This is a genomic window from Pseudomonas sp. RT4P38, from assembly GCF_054897765.1.
This window is the reverse complement of sequence record NZ_CM142703.1, coordinates 1,480,351-1,502,304: the sequence shown is the minus strand read 5'-3', so window position 1 is coordinate 1,502,304 and position 21,954 is coordinate 1,480,351. Positions and strand designations below refer to the sequence as shown.

Sequence of the window (21,954 nt, the reverse complement as noted above, 5' to 3'; positions counted from 1 at the left end):
CCTATGATTTAAGAACGGTGCTGCCTGTGTCGGCAGCAACGGCATAAACAATAGTGGCATATTGACACTTTTCTGACGACTGAATTTCGTCAGCTCACCGTTCCCCCCTTCACCTCGCTCATGATTTGCCGAATCGCCCCGACAAAGGTGTCCACCGGCTGGCCACCGCTGACTGCGTATTGTCCGTTGAACACCACGGTCGGCACCGAACTGACGCCTCGCGACAGCCACAACTGCTCTTCCTCGCGTACCTCTTTGGCGAACTCGTCCGACGCCAGAATCGCCTCGGCCCGCTGCCGATCCAGCCCAACGCTTTGCGCAATCTGCGCCAACTGACCAGGGTCGGATGGATTACCGCCATCAGTGAAATACGCCTTGAACAGCGCTTCTTTCAAATTGAACTGCAACCCTTCCAGCCCCGCCCAGAACAGCAAGCGATGAGCATCGAAAGTGTTGTAGATGCGGCTGTTGCCGTCCGTGCGAAAGGCAAACCCGACCTCGGCGCCGCGCGCGCGGATCATCTCGCGATTCTTCTGCGATTGCTCAGGTGTCGAGCCGTACTTCTCGGTGATGTGTTCGGTGATGTTCTGCCCTTCAGGTCCCATCTTCGGGTTCAGCTCGAACGGCTGGAAACGGATCTCGGCCTGCACCTCTTCGCCCAGCAAATCCAGCGCTCGGGTCAGGCCATACAGGCCGACAACGCACCAGGGGCAGGACACGTCGCTGACGAAATCGATTTTCAGGGGGGTACTCATCACACACCTCGCAGGCTTGGATTGCGCCGGAAAGTTTGAACGATACACCCGACGAGGCCGAGGTGGCAGCCGTTCCACTCCCGGTGGGTTAGAGAAGATTCGGTGCTGCCACCGGATCAATCTGCGCCCAATGCGAGGTGTCTTCGCGGTGGGCCTGCAAGTACGGCAACACCGCCGCCAGCAGCGGCGCCTTGAACGCCTCCTGAAAACGATGCGCCAGCCCCGGAATCAGCTTCAACTGACTGCCGCGGATATGCGCCGCCAGGTGTACGCCGTGCATCACCGGCAACAGCGGATCGGCGGTGCCATGCACCACCAGCGTCGGTACCCGCAGTTGATTGAGCAGCGCGACACGACTGCGCTCGGCGAGGATCGCCATGATCTGGCGCTTCACGCCGTCGGGGTTGAACGCACGGTCATAAGAGAGCGCTGCCTGATGCAGCAGCCCCTGCCGATCATCGCTCACCGTCGGGCTGCCCAGCGCCGCCAGCAAATCGGCCTGTTGCTCCAGCGCCGCTTCGCGATTCGGCGCACCACGGCGCGCGAGCAACTGCACCAACGCCGCACTCGGCGCCGGCAACCCTTCGGCCCCGGAGCTGGTCATGATCAGGGTCAGGCTCTCGACCCGCTGCGGCGCCATCGCCGCCATATGCTGGGCGATCATCCCGCCCATGCTCGCGCCCAATACGTGAAATTGCTCGACGTGCAACGCATCCATCAATCCAAAGGCATCGTCAGCCATATCGGTCAGGGTGTACGGCGCCGACACCGGCAAACCGAGTTTGTAGCGCAGCACCTCGAACGTCAGGTTGGCGTCGACAGGCGCTTGCCGCCAAGTCGACAGGCCGACATCGCGATTGTCATAGCGAATCACCCGAAAACCCTGCTGACACAGCGCGACCACTACCTCGTCCGGCCAGTGAATCAACTGCCCGCCCAGCCCCATCACCAGCAACAGCGCTGGGTCGGACGCACGGCCAATGCTCTGGTACGCCAGGCTCACCTGCGCCAGATCGACATGCTTGGTCGGAACATTGATATCGCAACGAGACGCCGCCAGCGACGGCAGGCCAAACAACAGCGCGGCCAGGAAAACCGCTGTCGAGAAAAATCGTGCACACATGAAAAAACACCGAAACGCAGAACCCCAGTAGAGCGCGAGTCTGATGAAGTTTGTTCAAGCGCGCTGCCACAGTTACGTGACAGTTTGATGAAGAGTGCTGAACGGTCATTGCCGAGCACATGCATAAAATTTGCTACACCACTCGTCGGAAATAGACGTTTACCTGTTAGTTCTGACAGTAGGCAAAACGCCGCTCACGAGCATTCAATCAGGCATAGGCGTCGAGCTCCTGGCCTGGGAGTTCGGCGATGACTGTCGATGAATGGAGCCCTTGGCATGAATAGTCTTTCTGGAAATAGCAACGCCGCGACGCAGATGCTGGTGTTCTCCACCGATGCAGATCCCCTGCGCGTGCTGGCGGACGTCCCGCCATTCATTCCAGGGTACAAATCTTTAGCCAACAACGTCTCAGGCGTGAACCGCAACATGGTGAACAGCGACCGACGCGGTTTGCTGGGCTATATCTTCCCGTATTCCAATATGGACAGCACCGACGAAGTCCGGCTGTATCTCGGTCCACGCCCGACGCCTGTCGGGGAGTTCTTTCTCGTAGGAAAGTACGTCGACCAACTGGTGCCTTTCTATATTCCGGCCGTCCTCCTCGAGCAGCTGTATGCCTCGCCGGTGCCCATGCCTGATGCGCGGTCGTTTTATTTCAGCGTTAAACGTCCTAGCGAAAACGAGAAAAACTCTCCGCCCCTGCCCCTGCTCTACAAACCTTTCGGCCCCGGTGAATTGGACACCCCACCCGACCTGCCGAATAACCAGGGGCTGTTACCGCCAGATCCTTCGAAAACCGTCATCGATAAACAGGTGATGGAAAAAGGCATGTCCGTCACCGTGCCCCAATACAAGCACCAGGCAATCGGCGATGTGGTTTATCTGGCGGTAGGGCCGCGGGAATTGACTATGACAGTCACCGAGCTGGGTGATCTGTGGTTTGAGTTGACACCGGAGTTTCTCGCCACGCTGCCCAACACCGATAAGGTGGTACTCACCTACGAAATCTGGGACATCGTGGATAACGGCAGTGGCTGGTCGTTAACGGTTTTCCTCACGCTGAAACCAACGGAAAAATTGCTGACTCTTCCCGTGATTGATGAAGCGGAGCCAGGCAACCCTGACAACCTCAAACACGACGCATTGAACGGTGAGACGGCAACGGTATTGCTGAACGAACAGTTCATTGCCGGTGACGAAGTATTGCTCACGATTGCCCTGTCAACCGCAGTCGGTGACCGGGTCGAGCGCGTCCTCCCACTGGAGGTGGAGAACAGCACCCGGTCACTGCGAATCAATCTGGAGAATGAATTCATTCAAAACGGCATCCGCGGTTCCATGATTCTCAGCTATACCCGGCAAAGGGCCGGGACCACCCTTCACTCCGAATCCTACAGCGTGACCATCAGCGGCCTCGCGCTGCCCGCACCACCACCTACAGTGACTGAACAGACCGGAGATGAATTGCCGGCCGACACTGAACTGGCCCACGTTCAGATACCCAAATACTGGCCGCTGGCGGCGGGAGCGACGGTGCAACTGTGCTGGCAAGTCACCGGGTCGGACGGGGTCATCCATCTCTATATTTTCGGGCAGATCATCAACGATGTGAGTCAGGAAATAATCTTTACGGTGGGAAGCGAATACATCGAAAGGTTTGCGGACAGTCCTTTGACCGCTCTCTACAAAATTGAAAACCCCGGCAAGTCTCTGGTGCAATCCGGATCGCTGCAGCTCACGATCGGAAAGGCAGTAACGTTGGCTCCGGTGATTGACGCGGTGAAAGATGCCGACACAAACGCTCTTATCACCAATGGCGGCGGCACCAACGCCACCCGTGTGACGATGACGGGTACTGCGAGCCCAAATGAAACTCTCGTGATTTTCAATGGTGCGACGCCCATCGACACGATCCAGGCAAGCGCCCACGAGCATTGGAGCTACACATTTCCAGTGCTCGCTTCCCAGTCCTACCAGATGACTGTTGAGGCGCAATCGGGGGGTAAACCGACGTCACAGCCCTGGACGTTTACCGTCTGGGCCAAGCTGCAAATCGGTGGCAACCTCTCGATCAACCTCACCGACTATTTCCAGGTTGCAGGACGCCCACCCTCTGTCATTCCTGACGAAGCTACCTGTTTGCAGCAAGCCTCGGGCGGTAGTGGACGTTACACCTACGAGTCTTCCAATCAGAATGTTGCCAGGGTAATCAGCGCAGACGGAAGGGTCGGTGCGTTGGGTAATGGAACGACCACGATTACCGTATCCGACGGGAGTCAAAGCGCCTCCTATCAACTGACCGTTACGGGGATCAGATACGCGAGACTTAGGCAAAGCCACGTCAACTGGACCGACGGGTCATGGCGTCAAAGCTGCCTGACGGTTGCACAATTCCAGCGATTCTGGGGTATCTATTCGCTGAGCGGAAATGTTGCAACCTATCTGGGCTGGCCAAATAGCAGATACTGGACTTCCACCAACAATGACTATGTTGGAAATGTAGCGTGGGCTTTCACCCTCGCTGACGGAAAAGCCTTTGAGCTCAACGGCGGCCAGATTTTTTATCCAACTATTGAGTACGCATAACAAAGAGACGCGACTGATTCATTAATGTTGAAGACCGCATTATCGTCTCGGGGGCTTGGTCGTGAAGACATACGACCAAGCTCCCGCCGTCAGTCCATCATCCGATCGATTTTTGAACTCTGGCTATTTACGCCAACTGGCTTCGCAACTGCCAAGCCGCCGCCACCATGTTCACCAACGCCGCCTCAGTCTCAGGCCACGCCCGGGTCTTCAACCCGCAATCCGGATTAACCCACAACCGCTCCGCCGGAATACGCATCACCGCTTTGCTCATCAACTTGACCATCTCGGCCGTGTCCGGCACCCGTGGCGAGTGGATGTCGTAGACCCCCGGGCCGATGTCGTTCGGGTAGTCGAACGCTTCGAAAGCCTTCAGCAATTCCATGTCCGAACGCGAGGTTTCGATGGTGATCACGTCGGCGTCCATCGCCGCGATGGACTGGATAACGTCGTTGAATTCGCTGTAGCACATGTGGGTGTGGATCTGGGTTTCGTCCCGCACACCCGATGCGCTCAAGCGGAACGCTTCCACCGCCCAGTCCAGGTATTCCTGCCATTGCGCACGGCGCAGAGGCAAGCCTTCGCGGAATGCAGCTTCGTCGATCTGCACGATCTTGATGCCGGCGTTTTCCAAGTCGACCACCTCGTCACGCAAGGCCAGCGCCAACTGCTGCGCCTGGATTTTGCGCGAGACGTCTTCGCGGGGGAACGACCACATCAGCATGGTCACGGGACCGGTGAGCATGCCCTTCATGACCTTGTCGGTCAGGCTCTGCGCATAAGTGATCCAGTCGACGGTCATGGCGTTCGGGCGGCTCAGGTCGCCGTAGATGATCGCCGGTTTCACGCAGCGCGAACCGTAGCTCTGCACCCAACCGAAACGGGTGAACAGGTAGCCGTCCAGTTGCTCGGCGAAGTACTCGACCATGTCGTTGCGCTCGGCTTCACCGTGCACCAACACGTCCAGTCCCAGGCGCTCCTGGACTTGCACGGCATGGCGGATTTCGCTGTGCATGGCGTCGGTGTAATCGTTGGCCGACAGCTTGCCTTGCTTGAACGCTTGCCGCGCCAGACGAATCGAACCGGTCTGCGGGAACGAGCCGATGGTGGTAGTCGGGAATGCCGGCAGTTTCAATCGCGCACGTTGTTGCTCAATGCGTTTGGCAAACGGCGAATGGCGTTGGCTGTCCGCCGCACCGATGGCGTTGATGCGCGCCTGCACTTCGGCTTTATGGATACGCGGTGACTCGGCGCGGCTAGCCTGAATCGCACGGCTCTCGGCCAGGGCGGCTCGCACCTTGGGCGATTGCGGGTCGTTGAGCGCATCGCGCAGCACGGCGATTTCACCGCACTTCTGCACGGCAAACGCCAGCCAGCTTTTCAGCTCCGGGTCGAGTTTGTCTTCGCGATCCAGGTCCACCGGGCTGTGCAGCAGCGAGCAGGAACTGCTGACCCACAGGTTGTCACCAAAACGTTCCTGGGCCGGTTGCAGCTGAGCGAGGACTTGCTCCAGCTCGCAGCGCCAGACGTTGCGGCCGTTGACCAGGCCCACCGACAGAATCTTGTAAGTCGGCAGACGGTCCAGCACCTGGCCGAGCTGATCCGGCGCCCGCACCGCATCGATGTGCAAGCCTTGCACCGGCAGGCTGACCGCCAGGCCGAGGTTGTCTTCCAGACCGCTGAAGTAGGTCGCCACGAGTTTTTTCAGCGGCGAGTATTGAAGGATGTGGTAAGCGCGTTCGAAGGCGTTTTTCCAGGTCTGTGGCAGGTCAAGGGTCAGGATCGGTTCATCGATCTGCACCCACTCCACGCCTTGGGCGGCGAGGCGACCGAGGATTTCGCCATAGATCGGCAGCAGGCGTTCCAGTAGATCGAGCTTGTCGAAGTCGTTTCCCTTCGCCTTGCCCAGCCACAGGTAAGTCAGCGGGCCGATGATCACCGGTTTGACGTTGTGACCCAGGGCTTTGGCTTCGTCGACTTCATCGAACAGCTGTTCCCAGCTCAGTTTGAACCGTTGATCAGCGCTGAATTCCGGGACCAGGTAGTGGTAGTTGGTGTCGAACCACTTGGTCAGTTCCTGGGCGTATTGCGCTTTGCTGTGTTCGCCGCCGCAGCAGGCAGTCGTGGCGCCACGGGCCATGGCGAACAGGGTGTCGAGGGTTGGCAGGCCGCGTGAGTTCTTGGCGCTGTCGAAACGCTCGGGGATCACACCGAAGGTCAAGGAATGGGTCAGGACCTGGTCGTACCAGGCGAAGTCGCCCACGGGCAGCAGGTCGATGCCGGCGTCTTTCTGCAATTGCCAATGGGTGGCGCGCAGTTGGCGGCCGACGCTTTTCAGCGCGTCCTGATCCAGATCGCCCTTCCAGTAGGATTCGAGGGCTTTTTTCAGTTCGCGGTCAGCGCCGATGCGCGGAAAACCAAGTGTGTGGGCCAGAGCCATGGTGAGTTTCTCCCTATAAAAGATGTCGTAAAACATGGCCCTATTGTCGACAGCCAACCCAACATGAGACAAACTCAACCTTTTCGTGTTGATCACAAGTTTTCCTCATGGAGCCCCCGGTGCTTGAAATCCGTCACCTGAAGACCCTGCACGCCTTGCGCGAAGCCGATAGCCTGGTGGATGCGGCTGACCGCTTGCACCTGACGCAGTCGGCCCTGTCCCATCAATTCAAGGAGCTTGAGGAGCGGCTGGGGATGCCGCTGTTCGTGCGCAAGACCAAACCGGTGCGCTTCACCAGCGCCGGTTTGCGCCTGCTGCAACTGGCCGACGCCACTTTGCCGTTGCTGCGGGGTGCCGAGCGCGATATCGCGCGGCTGGCCGGTGGCACCGCCGGGCGTTTGCACATGGCGATCGAGTGCCACAGCTGCTTCCAATGGCTGATGCCGACCATCGACCAGTTCCGCGATGCCTGGCCGGAAGTCGAACTGGACCTGGCCTCGGGGTTCTCCTTCGCCCCGCTGCCTGCGCTGGCCCGTGGCGACCTGGATTTGGTGGTGACCTCCGACCCGCTGGAACTGGCCGGGATCACTTACGTGCCGTTGTTCACCTACGAAGCGATGCTCGCGGTGGCCAACCAGCACCGTTTGGCGAGCAAGGCCTACATCGTTCCGGAAGACTTGCTCAGCGAAACGCTGATCACCTATCCAGTGGAACGTGATCGGCTGGACATCTTCACCCGCTTCCTCGAACCGGCCGATATCGAACCGGCGCAGGTCCGCACGTCGGAACTGACGGTGATGATGATGCAATTGGTGGCCAGCGGCCGCGGCGTGTGCGGCATGCCCCATTGGGCGCTGCATGAATACAGCTCACGGGGTTATGTGAAAGCCAAGCGGCTGGGTGAGAAGGGTTTGTTTGCGACGCTGTATGCGGGGATTCGGGCCGACATGCTGGATGCGCCGTATATGCGCGATTTTTTGCTGACGGCCAAGGACACGTCGTTCTCGACACTCGACGGCGTCAGCGCTGTTCGCTAGCACACCACATACCCCTGTGGGAGCGAGCTTGCTCGCGATGGCGGTCTGACATTCAACATTTGTATGGACTGACACACCGCTATCGCGAGCAAGCTCGCTCCCACAGGGATCTTCGTGGTCCTTAGAGTTCGCGCCACATGTGGATTTTGTCGAAGTAGTCTTCGCCCACCCGCACCGCCAGCGGCTCAAGACCAAACTGAATGAAGCCGCAACGCTGGTACAGGTTGAACGCGGCTTCATTGCCAGCGGTGACGGTCAGCTGGATCAACCGCAGGCCCTGACGGATCTGCGCTTCAGCCAGGGCGGCCTGCACCAGGTGATAACCGAACCCGCGTTGCCGGACCTTGCCGGACACGTACATGCCAAACAATGTCGCCTTGTGCCGGGCCTTTTCCCGAGATTCGAAGGCCAGGCCGACGATGCCCGCCAACTCACCGACTTCGAACGCGCCGAACACCACGTCCAGCTTGCTGGTCAGGCGTGATTCCCACCAACTCAGCGGCATCACCGCGCGTTCGCGCACGCTGGAGGTAAACGCCTGGGGGTGCAGGTCGTAGGCTTCGAGCATCAGCGCCCGATAATCCAGGGCATGACTGGCATCAAGCCGCTCAATCCACATGTTCAAGCCGTCCGTCGTTGTTCAAGCATCAGTCGCACCGCCAGCGCCGACAGTACGAACCCCATGAAATAGCGCTGCACCGACAGCCAGGTCGGGTTGTTTACAAACCAGGAGGCGATGCCCGCGGCGAACAGCGCGATCAGCAGATTGACGCTGAAACTGACGCTGATCTGGGTCAGGCCCAAAATGATGCTCTGGGTGAACACCGCACCGTGCTCAGGGGTGATGAACTGCGGAAACACCGACAAATAAAACACGGCGATCTTCGGGTTCAGGGCGCTGGTCAGAAAGCCCATGGTGATCAGTTTGCGGGACGAGTCCGGCGGCAATTGCTGCGCCTCGAAGGGTGAACGCGCACCCGGTTTGACGGCCTGCCAGGCCAACCACACCAGGTACAGCGCGCCAGCCCACTTCAGCACTTCGTAGGCCATCGGCACCGCCAGAAACACGGCAGTCAAACCGGCAGCGGCCGCGAACAGGTGCACGAAAAAACCCGCGACCACACCGAGCAACGAGGTCACACCGGCCTTGCGCCCCTGGCAGATCGAACGGGAGATCAGGTAAATCATGTTCGGCCCCGGCGTCAGCACCATCAGCAATGCGGCAGCGGCGAAAATCAGCAAGTCTTGAAGCGGTATCATGGGCAGTCCTTGCTCTTATGAAATCAGCGTTCGGGAAATGATCAGGCAATCGTTAACGAGGTTCGATAAAACGGCAGGATCAGGTCCCGTGTCAATGGCGCCAGCGTGACATTGCCGTCGGTGGTCGGGTCGATCCAGCGCACCTCTTCAATCTCCGCCGCAGGCGCTACGTCTGAATCGATGGTCAGCTGAAAGAGTTCGGCCTGGACGACAAAACCCGGCTCGTTGGCGGCCGGTGCCGAGAATTGCCCGAGATAGGTGGCGTGCACCGGATCGATGACCAGGCCCAGTTCTTCTTCCAGTTCACGCGCCAGGGCGTGGACCGGTTGCTCATGGGCTTCGATCTTGCCCCCCGGCTGCATGAACGCCTCGGTGTCGCGCTTGCGGACCAACAGCGTGCGACCGTCCGGGCCAATCAACAGGGCGGCGGCGATGCGGATGAGACGGGGCGAGGCAGCGGATGAAAGGATCATGGATCAGGATTGGCCTTGGGGAAAAGGCGCAAGGATCACATGAGTCTCGGCGCCTCGTCACGCCGAAAAAACTCTGCAGACATCCACAGGGGGTTGTGTAGAGTCTGGAAAAACTAACCCGCCTCGAGAACCGCAACGTCTTCCGGCACCTTTACAAAAATGCTGTATTTCGCGCCTTCCATGGCTTCGAAGGCGATCAACTTCTCCACCAGCGGCCCATTCAACACCTTGCCGGCATTGAGCAGCAGCATGCCGTTGTCGGCATTGAGGTTGCGCGCCAGGATCATGCCTGCCGTCACTTCCCGTGTGGTCAGCACCTTGACCGACGGATCGGCCAACGAGACATCGCTCAGGTACGTGGCGCAGACCTGGATGAAATCTTCCACCAGTTCGGGATCGTAGAGCCGCCCGGCATAGCTGCGGATGTAGACCAGCGCTTCATCGCTGTTCATTTGCCGCTCGAGGATCAGCCCGCGCTGCAACTCGATGAAATCCACCGCCAGTTTCAGCAGGCGCGAACCGAACGGAATCGCCTCGCCCTTGAGGCGGTCGGGGAAACCGCTGCCATCCCAGCGCTCCTGATGATGAAGAATCAGACGGGCGGCGTCCTTCATCGGGTCGAGGGTCATCAACAGCGATTCGCTCTGCTTGGGATAACCGCGATAACGCTCCCGATCATTGTGGTGCAGCAGGTCCGCGGGCGCGGTGATCATGCTGTCGGTCCAGCTCAGCTTGCCGATGTTGTAGAGCGCCGCGGCCATGGCCAGGTCGCGGCTCGTGCCCTCGTCCAGTTCGTGGAGTCTGCAATACACCCGCACCAGTTCGATGATCTGGCGGTTGGTCTGTTTGGCCGGGGGCAGGCGCAAGTTGGCCAGCAGCGAGAACACCTCGGTGCCGGTGACATAGCTGTGCTTGAGCTCTTCGTAGGCCAGGTCGAGCATGTCGGCAGTCTGCTGGAGTTCGGCGGTACGGGCGGCGACGTGTTTTTCCAGGGTGATGTTGAGCGACTTCAACTGGGCGTTCTGCTGCCGGGTCAACTGCTCCAGGCGCTGGCGTTCGCGCTCGGAATGTTGATGCGCCAGGGACTGGCGCAAGGTCAGGAGCATTTCCTCGTCATTCCAGGGTTTGCTGATGTAGCGGTGAATCTTCCCTTCGTTGATGGCTTTGATGATCGTGGGCATGTCCGCGTAGCCGGTGAGCAGAATCCGGGTCGTCGTCGGGTACAGCCGATGGATATGAGCCAGCAGCGTGGCGCCGTCCATGTTGGGCATGCGTGCGTCGGTCATCACCAGGTCGATGGACTGTTGTTCCATGATCTCCAGCGCCTGGGCACCGCTGGTGGCCAGCAGCAGCTCGTAGGGCTGGCCGCGTAACAGGCGACGCAGGCTATTGAGGATAGATTCCTCGTCATCAACCAGCAGCACCTTGGGTTTATCGTACAAAGTCGTGGGGAGTTGCTCTTCCATGGCGTCACCTCAAGTGAAACGGGCACATCGTTGTGGCAGGCCCCGAGGCAAACATCCCCTATTGCCGGAGCCTGACCTACAGGCTAGATGATTTTCAGCCCTCCAACGGAAATGAATCAGCTCATTGAGTTGCGCGAAGTGCTGGACAGCGGACTATGCTCAGGTAACTCGGATCCATAATCTGTACGTTCGGCCAGGTGATCAGGGAAAGGATGCCCCCTATGAATAAACCGCACCACACTGCTGCCGGTACCAGCGTATGACGATAAATACGCTGCTGGCACGGACCAATCGACGGATTCTTATCGTCGACGACACCGCTTCGATTCATGCGGACTTCACCAAGATCCTAAGTCCACCCTCGATTGAGGACGACAGCCTGATCAGCGCCGAAAACGCCCTGTTCGGCACCCCTGCGGCGCTATCGCTGCAGAGCTTCACACTCGACTCGGCGTTTCAGGGCCTCGAAGCCCTGGACAAGGTCGAGACGGCGCTGGCCAACGACATGCCTTACGCAATGGCCTTCATCGACATGCGTATGCCGCCGGGCTGGGACGGGCTGGAAACCATCGAACGGCTGTGGCAGGTCGACCCCAAGCTGCAAGTGGCGCTCTGCACCGCTTATTCCGACTATTCCTGGGAAGACATCGACGAACGCCTGGAACTGGGCGATCGTCTGCTAATTCTCAAAAAGCCCTTCGATGCCATCGAAATCCGCCAGATGGCCAGTGCATTGACCGCCAAGTGGCAAATGACCGAAGACGCGGCGCTGAAAATGTCGCTGCTGGAACAGGCGGTCGAGGAGCGCACACGGGAGCTGTCCGATGCCAACATCATTGTGCAGAACAGCCCGACCATTCTGTATCGGCTGCGGGGCGAGCCGTCGTTTCCGCTGATGTACATCTCGCACAACATCACCAAGTACGGTCACGTCGCCGCGAACCTCGTGGTCTCGGCCAACTGGGCCCAGGAATTGATCCATCCCGATGATCAAACGAAGGTCGACACCGCCATGGCCCGGGTGCTGGACCGTCATGCGGCGGGCGCTTCCATCGAGTTTCGGATGCGCACCGGCAACGGTGACTGGCGCTGGGTCGAAAACCGCTACATCCCGGTGCGCGACGATGAAGGCCGTTTGCTGGAAGTCGAAGGCATCATCATCGACATCACTGAACGTAAACTGGCCGAGGAAAAAATCGCCCTGTTGGCCCGTACCGACGGCCTGACCGGGCTGGCCAACCGTGCGACGCTGATCGAGCGTTTGCACCAGGCATTCGCCGCTGCCCGTCGGGGGGCGGCACCGTTCGCCATGTTTTACCTGGACCTGGATCACTTCAAACGCATCAACGATACCCTCGGCCACCCGGTGGGCGACCTGTTGCTGCAAGAGGTTGCCCGCCGGATCAGGGCCTGTGTGCGCGAAAACGATGTGGTCGCCCGCCTCGGCGGTGACGAGTTCGCGATCTTGCAGCAGGACGTCGGCGACCCGACCGAATCCGCGGCCCTGGCCGCCAAGGTCCGCGATACGCTGGTATTGCCCTACTCCCTCGCCGGCAATGATGTACGGGTCTCGGTCAGTATCGGCATCAGCAGTTACAACCCGGCCAGCACCAGCGCCGACGGCCTGCTGACCCAGGCCGACATGGCGCTGTATCGCTCCAAGGAAAAGGGTCGCAACCAGTACCACTTCCACTCCGAGGAGATCAATCAGGAGGTGGTCGAACGCATGACCATCGCCAGCGACTTGAGAGCGGCCATCGAGCACGACGAACTCGAACTGCATTACTGGCCGGAAGTCGACCTGAGCAGCGGAAAAATCCTCGGCATGGAAGCTCAGGTCAGCTGGAACCACCCTGAGCGCGGTTTACTGGAAGCCCCGGCGTTCCTGCCCGCCGCGGAAAAAACCGGCACCATCGTCGCGCTCGGTCACTGGGTGCTGGATCGCGCCTGCCAGCAAATGCGTCAATGGCGCGATGAAGGCATGGCGCCGCCGGTGATTGCGATCAAGCTGTCCCTGGCCCAACTCAAGAGTGGTCCCGAACTGATCTATGACGTGCTGCGCACCACCGCACGCTGGGAACTCTGCCCCTGGGACCTGCGCTTCGACGTCACTGAAGCGACGCTGGCCCAGACCAAATGGACCCACAACGATGTGCTGCCTCGCCTGCGTGAGCTGGGGGTGAAGATTGCCATCGACGACTTCGGCACCGAGTATTCCTCGTTCGACTACCTCAAGACCTACCAGGTCAATCACCTGAAACTCGCTCAGGCCTTCATCGACACCGCCGCCCGCGATCCGGCCAGCGCGAACACCCTGCGCGCCATCATCAACTTTGCCCGTGAAGTCGGGATCGGCATCATTGCCGAGGGCGTCGAAACCCAGGAGCAACGAAGCTCGCTGATGGCCACCGGTTCACCGATGAACGCTCAGGGTTACTTCTTCAGCAAAGCGGTCAGCAGCCAGCAGGCCGCCGAGCTGCTGAAGGCCGGCAGCATCGTGCCCCCGAACCACGACATCGGGCAGATTCTGGACAACCCGCCACGCTCTTCGGAGGATAAAGGATGAAAACGCCTTTCGTGCGGACCAACCGACGCATCCTGATCATCGACGACACGCCCTCGATTCATGAGGATTTTCGCAAGATTCTTGGCCCAGAGACCGAAGGCAAACAGACCCTGGCTGGTGCTGAAGAAGCCCTGTTCGGCACCGTGCAGCTTGATCGGCTGACGTTCCAGCTCGACTCGGCCTACCAGGGCCAGGAAGCCCTCGAACTGGTCACGCGCGCACTGGCCGAAGGTCGCCCCTATGCCATGGCGTTCACCGACATGCGCATGCCACCGGGCTGGGACGGCCTGGAAACCATCGAACAACTGTGGAAGGCCGATCCTCACCTGCAAATCGCATTGTGCACGGCCTATTCCGATTACACCTGGGAAGACATGGCCGAACGGCTGGAGTTCGGTGACCAGTTGCTGGTGCTGAAAAAACCCTTCGACAGCCTGGAAATCCGCCAGATGGCCAGTGCCCTGACCTGGAAATGGCAGATGGCGCAGGACGCAGCGATGAAGGTCCTGAGCCTGGAGCAAACCATTGAGGCGCGGGTCCACGAATTGCTCAAGGTTTCGCACTTGTTGCAGTACGACGTACTGACCGAGCTGCCCAACAGCACGTTGCTCGGTGACCGGCTGAACCAGTCTCTGGCCCTGTCCCGGCGTCATGACAAGCAACTGGCCGTGATGTTTCTGGGCCTCGATCGCTTCAAGCGCATCAACAACGCCCTGGGCCATCCGGCCGGTGACGAGATGCTCAAACAGGTCGGCCGCAATCTGGTGGCGACTATTCGCGAGTCCGATTCGGTATTTCGCTACGGCTCTGACGAATTCGTGGTGATCCTCGCCGATGTCCGCCACCCCCAGCAGACCAAGGGCATCGCCGAAAAACTCTTGAACGCCATCCGCGCGCCCCAGCACATTGCCGGCCACGACCTGAGCGTGACCGCCAGCCTGGGGATCAGCATCTACCCCGAGGACGGCCTCGATGCCATCTCGCTGATCAAGAAAGCCGAAACCGCGATGCGCAACGTCAAGGAAAGCGGCCCGAACGATTACAGTTTTTTTATCGACGACATGAACCAGCGCGCCCGGGATCAGCAAAGCATCGAGTCTGGCATTCGCCTGGCGCTGGAGCGCAACGAATTTGTCCTGCATTACCAGCCCAAGCTGGACCTGGGCAGCGGCCAGGTGGTCGGTGCCGAGGCGCTGATCCGCTGGCAAAAACCGGGGCACGGGCTGGTCTACCCGTCCAAATTTATCGGTGTGGCCGAAGACAGCGGTTTGATCGTGCCGTTGAGCAAATGGGTGCTGGCCGAGGCGTGCCGACAAACCTGCGCCTGGCAAGCCGCTGGGCTGCCGCAAATCTGTATGTCGGTAAATATATCGGCGATTGACTTCCGTCAGCGGGACTTTGTCGACGGCATCGAACAGACACTCAAGCAAACAGGTATGGAACCGACCTTGCTGGAGCTGGAAATCACCGAAGGCGTGTTGATGCAGAACGTCGAAACCACGGTGACCGCGCTGACCCGGCTCAAGGCCATGGGCGTGCGACTGGCCATCGATGACTTCGGTACAGGTTATTCCAGCCTGAGTTACTTGCAGCGTTTTCCCATCGATGTGCTGAAAATCGACCAGTCATTCATTCGCGGTTTAAGCAGCGACAGCAACGACGCTGCCCTCGTCAGCGCCATCATCAGCCTGGGCCGGAGCCTCAAGCTGACCATCATTGCCGAAGGGGTGGAAACCCTCGAACAACTGGATTTCCTCAAGGCCCATCAATGCGAGGAAGGCCAGGGTTACTACTTCAGCAAGGCCGTGGAGCCGGACGCCTTCGTCCGGTATCTGGGGTCGGTGCAGCCCTCTTCATCCGCAGCCACGTGAACGATGCGCAACGACACACAGGCCCCAAGCCAAGGAATCATCAGATGTCGCCTTCCTCCTTTCGCCGTCTGCTGCTGGTGCCACTGTTCGGGTTATGCCTGAGCGCCGGCGCCGCGCCGCTGAATGAACCACTCAAACCACTGCCGGCGGTGCCACAGCAGAATCCGCTGCGGGTTGATCTCGGCCGCCAGTTGTTCAATGAGAAACGCTTGTCGGTCAACGGCAGTCTGTCCTGCGCCAGTTGCCATCGACTGGAACACGGCGGGGCCGACAACAAGGCGTTTTCCATCGGTTTCGCCGGCCTGCCGGTGACGATCAACACCCCCAGTGTGTTCAACGCCAGCCTGAACTTCCGGCAATTCTGGAACGGCCGCGCCGACACCCTGGAAACCCAGATCCACGGAGTGGTGCAGAGCCCCAGTGAAATGGGCAGTAACTGGGAGCATGTAGTGGAGGTGCTGTCCGTTGACCCCACTTATAAGACCTCGTTCAGTCAGGCCTACCCCGACGGCGTGACCATGAACAATGTGCAAAACGCCCTGGCCACCTACGAACGCACGCTGATCAGCGCCAACTCGCGCTTCGACCAATACCTGCTGGGTGATACCGACATTCTCACCCGGGAGGAAAAATACGGTTATCAACGCTTCAAGGATTACGGCTGCATCGCTTGCCATCAAGGGGTGAACATCGGCGGCAACATGTTCCAGAAGTTCGGGGTCATGGGCGACTACTTCAAGAGTCGGGGCAACCCCACCGAAGCCGACATGGGCCGCTATCTGGTCACCCAGGACGAAGAGGACCGCAATGTGTTCAAGGTCCCGAGCCTGCGCAACGTCGCCGTGACCGCGCCGTACTTTCACGATGGTTCGGCCAAGACCCTCGAAGAGGCGGTGGACGTGATGTTCAAGTTCCAGCTCGGTCGTATTCCTTCCGCCGAGGACAAGACCCAAATCATCAAATTCCTCAAGACCCTGACCGGTGAATGGGGAGGCAAGCCCTTATGAAAACAACCAATCGCCGCAACCTGGCGTTGCTCAGCGTCGTGGCCGTGATGCTGGCTTCAGTGCTGCTGTTCCTGTACCTCAAATCCAATTCGAACCAGACGACGACCTACGCCGAATCCCGGGACTTGATCGGACGGATCAAACAACTGAACGCGCAATGGGAAACCGAAATCCTCAAGGCCAGGGTCGCCATCAGTCACAACTACGATCCGTTGGTCGCACCGCTGACCGAGATGACGAACCTGTGGGAGCGGTTCGACACGATGGAGTCGAACCACGGCCGCAACGAGCCACCCATCTGGCGCGCCAGCCACGATGCCTACCTGACCGCCATTCAGGAAAAGACCCGGTTGGTGGAGCAGTTCAAGTCTCACAACGCCGTGCTGCGCAACTCGCTGGCGTTCCTCCCCACCGCCGAGGACGACATTCAGGAACAGCTGGCCCGGGTGGATGGGGACCAACTGCAACTTCATAACATTGCCACCGACACGTATGACTTGCTGCTCAGCAGCCTGGAGTTCGCTCAGGTCACCTCTGATGACAAGGCCGCTGACATTCTGCTCGGGCTGAACAAACTGGGGGTGAACAAACTGCGACTGCCGGTGCCGTTCCACAGCCCGATCGATATTTTGAGCAACCACATCGCGCTGATCCTGCGCGAACAACCCGTGGTCAACCGGTTGCTGGAAAACATCGAAGCCGTTCCCGTGGCCGAACGCCTGGACGATATTACCAACCTGCTCAACACCGATCAGCAGCGGACCGATGCGGTCGACCAGCGCTATCACTTCTACATGCTGTTGTTTTCGGTGCTGCTGGTGTTGCTGCTGGTGTACCTGGCGATTCACCTGATGCGCAGTTTCACCGTGATCAATCGCGTCAACAAAGCCCTGCAAACCGCCAATGAAGACCTGGAACTGCGAGTTGAAGAGCGCACCCGCGAGCTCAGGGATACCCAGAGTGAACTGCTCGACACCGCGCGCCAGGCCGGCATGGCCGAGATCGCCACCAATGTGCTGCACAACGTCGGCAACGTGCTCAACAGCGTGAACATCTCGGCCGACCTGGTGACCCGAAAACTGCGCGGCAGCAAGGCGCAGGGCCTGGGCAAGGCCATGCAGCTGATCAACGAACATCAAGGCGACCTCGGCGACTTTCTGACCGAGGACGCGAAAGGCAAGTTGCTGCCCGGCTACCTGAATCAACTGGTAGAGGCCATTGCCCTTGAACAACAAGGCATGACCGACGAATTGGCCCAGTTGACAAAAAGCGTGGACCACATCAAAGACATCGTCGCCACCCAGCAGTCCTACGCGGGCGCCAACAGCCTGATGGAACCGCTGCACATCAGCGAACTGCTGGAGGACGCCCTGCGCATGAACTCCGGCGCCCTGACCCGACACCACGTCATGGTGGTCAAGGACTACGGCGATGTACCGCAGGTCATGGGCGACAAACACCGGTTGCTGCTGATCCTGATCAACCTGATCAGCAACGCCAAATACGCCATGTCCGACCTCAGCAACCGCCCGCGGCAAATGACCCTGGGGGTCAGAATCATCGAAGACACGACCCTGCAAGTCAGCGTCAAGGATGACGGCGAAGGCATCGCCGAGGAAAACATGACGCGAATCTTTGCCCACGGTTTTACCACCCGCAAGGAAGGTCACGGCTTCGGCCTGCACAGCTGTGCACTGGCCGCCATCGAAATGAACGGCCACCTCACCGCCCATAGCGACGGACCGGGCAAGGGCGCGCTGTTCACGTTGCAGATCCCGCTGAAAGCCGTACCGGTGGAAGCATGAGCGAGCGTTCGAACCGACGCATTCTGCTGATCGACGACACGCCGTCCATTCACGTGGACTTCCGCAAAATTCTCACGCCCATGCCGGAGCAGACTGTCGAACTGGACGAGATGGAGGCCACGCTGTTCGGCAGCGAAGTGAAGTCCGCCAGCGCCCTGTTCGAACTGGATTCGGCCTACGGCGGGCAGGAGGGGCTGGGCAAACTCAAGTGGGCCTTGCAGGAAAACCGCCCCTACGCCCTGGCCTTTGTCGACATGCGCATGCCTGAGGGCTGGGACGGCGCGCAAACCATCGAACATTTGTGGCAAGCAGATCCGCGCCTGCAGGTGGTGGTGTGCACCGCCTATTCCGACTATTCCTGGGATGAATTGCTGAACCGCTTGCAGGCGCATGACCGGCTGCTGATCCTGAAAAAGCCGTTCGACAATATTGAAGTCCAGCAGATGGCCAACACCCTGCTGACCAAATGGGACATGACCGAACGCGCCAGCGTGCAAATGGACCATTTAGGGCAAATGGTCGAACGGCGAACCCGGCAGTTCACAGAGGCCAGCGTTGAATTGCAGCGGGAAATCGACGAGCGCAAACAGCTTGAAACCCAATTGGTGCAATCGGAAAAACTCGCCTCATTGGGGCAACTCGCGGCCGGCGTCGCCCATGAAATCAACAACCCCATCGGCTTCATTTCCTCCAACCTCGGCACCCTGGATGGCTACTTCAAACAGCTGCAGGAAATGCTCGACGCCTATCGCGATGCGGAAGAGGCGATCGGCTCCAGCGAGCTCGTCGAGCGTTTGCACCAACTGCGCGAACGGGTCGAGCTGGAATTCCTGCGCGAGGACATTCCGCTGCTGATCAAGGAATCCAAGGACGGCATCAACCGGGTCGGGCAGATCGTCAAGGACCTGAAAGACTTCTCCCGGGTGGACTCCAATCAGGAATGGCAGTGGGCCAATCTGCAACAGGGCATCGAATCGACCTTGAACATCGTCGCCAACGAACTCAAGTACAAGGCCGATGTCGTGAAGGAGTACCAGGCGCTGCCCGACATCGAATGCCTGCCGTCACAAATCAACCAGGTAATCATGAACCTGATCGTCAATGCCTCTCAGGCTATCGGCCCGGAACGCGGCACCCTCACCCTGCGCACCGGACTTGACGCAGAAACGGTGTGGATCGAAGTCGCAGACACCGGCTCCGGCATTGCGCCGGACTGCCTGCAGAAAATCTTCGACCCGTTCTTCACCACCAAACCGGTGGGCCAGGGGACAGGGCTCGGGTTGTCCCTGTCCTATGGCATCGTGAAAAAACACCGGGGGGATATTACGGTGCGCAGTGAAGTTGGCGTGGGGACCACGTTTCGGGTCCAGTTGCCGATTCACCAATCCAAACCGTTCCCGCCTATGTAGCCTCCTGGAAGTCCATCTCCGGTGGCTGGCGACGGAAGCCGCCGGTCAGCACCGCCAGGTACACCACGCCAATCGCCAACCAGCTCAAGCCCAGATAGATCGCCAGGTGATCGAGGCTGACCATCAGCCACAAATCCGCCACCAGACCGATAAACGGGAATAACAAGAACAACACGAATTCACCCAGCCCTTTGTTCTCACCGCCGATCCAGTAATGAAAGATCACCGACAGGTTCACCAGGCTGAACGCCAGGAACGCGCCGAAGTTGATGAACGAGGTCGAGGTGGTGACATCCAGTTTCAGCGCCAGCAAAGCGATCACGGCGCACAACAGGATGCTGTTGACCGGCGTGCCAAAGCGTTCGTGCAAAGTGCCGAAGAAGGATTTAGGCAGCACGCCGTCACGGCCCATGGCGAACAACAGTCGCGAGCTGCTGGCTTGAGCCGACAGGCCCGACGCGAACTGGCCGACGATCAGACCGATCAGGAAGATCGACACGAACAGGTCACCACCGATGTTGCGGGCAATTTCATAGGCCGCCGAGTCGACGCTGTCGTACTGGAACGACGGATGCGCGATCTGCACGAAGTACGACACACCGACGAAGATCAACCCGCCGATCAGGGTAATCAGCATGATCGCTGGCGGGATGGTGCGGCGCGGGTCGCGGGTTTCTTCGGTCAGGGTGCTGACCGCGTCGAACCCCAGGAATGAATAACAGGCGATGGCTGCACCGCTCATGATCAGCGGCATCTGCATATCGATCAAGCCACTTATCAACCGGCGGACGGCTAATGCCATATCGCCGACTCAATTGGCTCTTGCTGTAACTGCCGCTAATCCAGTCACTGATTAACTTCACTCGCTGATCCATCGGGGACTCTCGATTCCAGGGCATGGTCAATACCTCCTGACCATGATTGATACCTGTAAACCATGTCCCCGGTCTCAAACGTAAAGGATGTAGCCGGTTTTTACCCTCCCCAGCCCTCTCCCCATAGGGGAGAGGGGGAAAGGGGGCAGATCTCCGTTCTTTTCAAATCCTGAGTTAGACCGGGTGTTTCAGATCGCAATATTTCTTGAAGACTCAACGGTCAGTCCCCTCTCCCTCCGGGAGAGGGTTAGGGTGAGGGCTGGTTCAACGCTCAGGAATCAATAACTCCCGAACACCGCCGACCTGCTCCACCACCTCCCCCGGCAACCGCAGCCGCTGATCATCCAGATACCGATAATCCTGCCGCGCCGCCGTCAGCTGATTCAGGTCCAGCTCCACCGCAAACTGTCCTTCCTCCCGCCCGGCCTCGAACAACAAAGTCCCCAGCGGATCCACCAGCGCACTGCCACCCGCAAACACCAACCCGCCATCGCCCTCTTCTACCCGGTTGACCATCAGCGCAAACGCCTGGTTTTCCTGGGCGCGGGCCATGATCGCGGTGCGGTGAGTCGGGCCGTACGGGTCCATGTTGCCGTTGGTGACGATCAGCAGTTCAGCCCCCAATTGCGCCAGGGCACGGGCGGTTTCAGGGAATTCGATGTCGTAGCAAATCAACAGGCCGACCCGCACAGCTACTTTCGTCTGAATGTGGTGGCCGATGAAATCCAGTTCAATTGCCAGCTCGAAGGCGACCGCACGTTGTGCCTGTCACTGGGCAGCAAGCAGCGTTTCAGCGGCCAGCAGATTGCTTTGCTGTCGCTGATCCAGCCCTGGGTGCTCGGCCTGTTGCGCCAGCGCCTGCCCTACGAAATCAACGAAGTCGTGGCCCTCGCACCAGCGCCGATCCAGGGCGACTGGCGGGTGCAGCTGGAAGCCTCGGTGCAGCAACTCAAAGGCACGCAATTGACCGCTCGGGAACTGGATGTCGGGCGGTTGATGCTCAGCGGTTGCTCCAGTAAAGAAATCGCCCGTAAGCTGGAAATCTCTGTCGAAACCGTGAAAGTCCATAAGAAACACATGTACAGCAAACTGGGGATCAAGTCCCAGTCCGAGCTGTTTTCGATATTTCTCCAGGCGCAGCATGCCTGACTGCCCGGTGGGATGCTTTTCGCTTTACTGTGGGAGCGAGCTTGCTCGCGATAGCGGTTTCATGTTCAACATTGATGTTGGCTGACCCGGCGCCATCGCGAGCAAGCTCGCTCCCACAGTGATGTGTGTCAG

The 21,954-nt window shown here is 59.3% G+C and carries 14 protein-coding genes and 4 pseudogenes; 8 read left to right on the top strand and 10 right to left on the bottom strand.

What is annotated here, in order from left to right:
- Nucleotides 1-89: 89 nt before the first annotated feature.
- Both ACYZT7_RS06875 and ACYZT7_RS06870 read right to left on the bottom strand, forming a co-directional pair.
- Entirely contained in the window at nt 90-755 is a 666-nt protein-coding gene (locus ACYZT7_RS06875) for a DsbA family oxidoreductase (RefSeq protein ID WP_462040445.1), read from the bottom strand.
- An 88-nt stretch (nt 756-843) separates the two neighbouring features.
- Nucleotides 844-1,878: an alpha/beta fold hydrolase gene (locus ACYZT7_RS06870; protein WP_462040444.1), complete on the bottom strand. Its 1,035-nt coding sequence runs from the start codon at nt 1,876-1,878 to the stop codon at nt 844-846.
- Nucleotides 1,879-2,154: 276 nt separating this feature from the next.
- Between ACYZT7_RS06870 and ACYZT7_RS06865 the strand changes: the two genes are divergently transcribed.
- Entirely contained in the window at nt 2,155-4,464 is a 2,310-nt protein-coding gene (locus ACYZT7_RS06865; RefSeq protein WP_462040443.1) for an Ig-like domain-containing protein, read from the top strand.
- Between the two features lie 127 nt (nt 4,465-4,591).
- Here the strand turns inward: ACYZT7_RS06865 and metE are convergent, their stop codons facing one another.
- Complete coding sequence (gene metE, locus ACYZT7_RS06860) at nt 4,592-6,904, bottom strand: 5-methyltetrahydropteroyltriglutamate--homocysteine S-methyltransferase (RefSeq protein WP_462040442.1); 2,313 nt, start codon at nt 6,902-6,904, stop codon at nt 4,592-4,594.
- 119 nt (nt 6,905-7,023) lie between these two features.
- On the opposite strand from metE, the gene metR reads away from it, so the two are divergent.
- On the top strand, nt 7,024-7,941 hold the full coding sequence (gene metR / locus ACYZT7_RS06855) for a transcriptional regulator MetR (RefSeq protein WP_462040441.1): 918 nt from the start codon (nt 7,024-7,026) through the stop codon (nt 7,939-7,941).
- Nucleotides 7,942-8,062: 121 nt separating this feature from the next.
- Here metR and ACYZT7_RS06850 read toward each other — a convergent pair whose 3' ends face one another.
- From ACYZT7_RS06850 to ACYZT7_RS06835, 4 genes are all read right to left on the bottom strand, one after another.
- Nucleotides 8,063-8,560: a GNAT family N-acetyltransferase gene (locus ACYZT7_RS06850; protein WP_462041754.1), complete on the bottom strand. Its 498-nt coding sequence runs from the start codon at nt 8,558-8,560 to the stop codon at nt 8,063-8,065.
- Nucleotides 8,561-8,562: 2 nt separating this feature from the next.
- Nucleotides 8,563-9,201, bottom strand: a complete 639-nt coding sequence (locus ACYZT7_RS06845) for a LysE family translocator (protein WP_462040440.1) — start codon at nt 9,199-9,201, stop codon at nt 8,563-8,565.
- Between the two features lie 41 nt (nt 9,202-9,242).
- A complete protein-coding gene (locus tag ACYZT7_RS06840) occupies nt 9,243-9,674 on the bottom strand; it encodes an NUDIX hydrolase (RefSeq protein WP_462040439.1) in 432 nt (143 codons plus the stop codon).
- A 113-nt stretch (nt 9,675-9,787) separates the two neighbouring features.
- A complete protein-coding gene (locus ACYZT7_RS06835) occupies nt 9,788-11,140 on the bottom strand; it encodes an HD domain-containing phosphohydrolase (protein ID WP_462040438.1) in 1,353 nt (450 codons plus the stop codon).
- A 259-nt stretch (nt 11,141-11,399) separates the two neighbouring features.
- On the opposite strand from ACYZT7_RS06835, the gene ACYZT7_RS06830 reads away from it, so the two are divergent.
- The 5 genes from ACYZT7_RS06830 to ACYZT7_RS06810 are packed head-to-tail and all read left to right on the top strand — an operon-like array spanning nt 11,400 to nt 19,798.
- Nucleotides 11,400-13,706 carry an EAL domain-containing protein gene (locus ACYZT7_RS06830; protein ID WP_462040437.1) on the top strand — a complete coding sequence of 769 codons (2,307 nt, stop codon included), beginning with the start codon at nt 11,400-11,402 and terminating at the stop codon, nt 13,704-13,706.
- Nucleotides 13,703-15,577: a putative bifunctional diguanylate cyclase/phosphodiesterase gene (locus ACYZT7_RS06825; protein WP_462040436.1), complete on the top strand. Its 1,875-nt coding sequence runs from the start codon at nt 13,703-13,705 to the stop codon at nt 15,575-15,577. The genes ACYZT7_RS06830 and ACYZT7_RS06825 overlap by 4 nt, the downstream gene beginning before the upstream one ends.
- Before the next feature lie 44 nt (nt 15,578-15,621).
- Nucleotides 15,622-16,584 (top strand): cytochrome-c peroxidase, encoded by a 963-nt coding sequence (locus ACYZT7_RS06820; protein WP_462040435.1) that lies wholly within the window; start codon nt 15,622-15,624, stop codon nt 16,582-16,584.
- Nucleotides 16,581-18,389 (top strand): DAHL domain-containing protein, encoded by a 1,809-nt coding sequence (locus tag ACYZT7_RS06815; protein WP_462040434.1) that lies wholly within the window; start codon nt 16,581-16,583, stop codon nt 18,387-18,389. The genes ACYZT7_RS06820 and ACYZT7_RS06815 overlap by 4 nt, the downstream gene beginning before the upstream one ends.
- On the top strand, nt 18,386-19,798 hold the full coding sequence (locus tag ACYZT7_RS06810; RefSeq protein WP_462040433.1) for an ATP-binding protein: 1,413 nt from the start codon (nt 18,386-18,388) through the stop codon (nt 19,796-19,798). Before ACYZT7_RS06815 ends, ACYZT7_RS06810 begins: the two co-directional genes overlap by 4 nt.
- Here the strand turns inward: ACYZT7_RS06810 and ACYZT7_RS06805 are convergent.
- The 3 pseudogenes from ACYZT7_RS06805 to ACYZT7_RS06795 all read right to left on the bottom strand — a co-directional run.
- Nucleotides 19,791-20,561 (bottom strand): annotated as a pseudogene (locus ACYZT7_RS06805) (APC family permease); the annotation flags it as partial. The gene ACYZT7_RS06810 and the pseudogene ACYZT7_RS06805 overlap by 8 nt on opposite strands.
- Nucleotides 20,554-20,697: pseudogene (locus ACYZT7_RS06800) on the bottom strand (IS481 family transposase); the annotation flags it as partial. The pseudogenes ACYZT7_RS06800 and ACYZT7_RS06805, both read right to left, overlap by 8 nt.
- A gap of 240 nt (nt 20,698-20,937) precedes the next feature.
- Nucleotides 20,938-21,363: pseudogene (locus ACYZT7_RS06795) on the bottom strand (nitrilase-related carbon-nitrogen hydrolase); the annotation flags it as partial.
- A gap of 3 nt (nt 21,364-21,366) precedes the next feature.
- On the opposite strand from ACYZT7_RS06795, the pseudogene ACYZT7_RS06790 reads away from it, so the two are divergent.
- Nucleotides 21,367-21,822, top strand: a pseudogene (locus tag ACYZT7_RS06790) (helix-turn-helix transcriptional regulator); the annotation flags it as partial.
- Between the last annotated feature and the right edge of the window lie 132 nt (nt 21,823-21,954).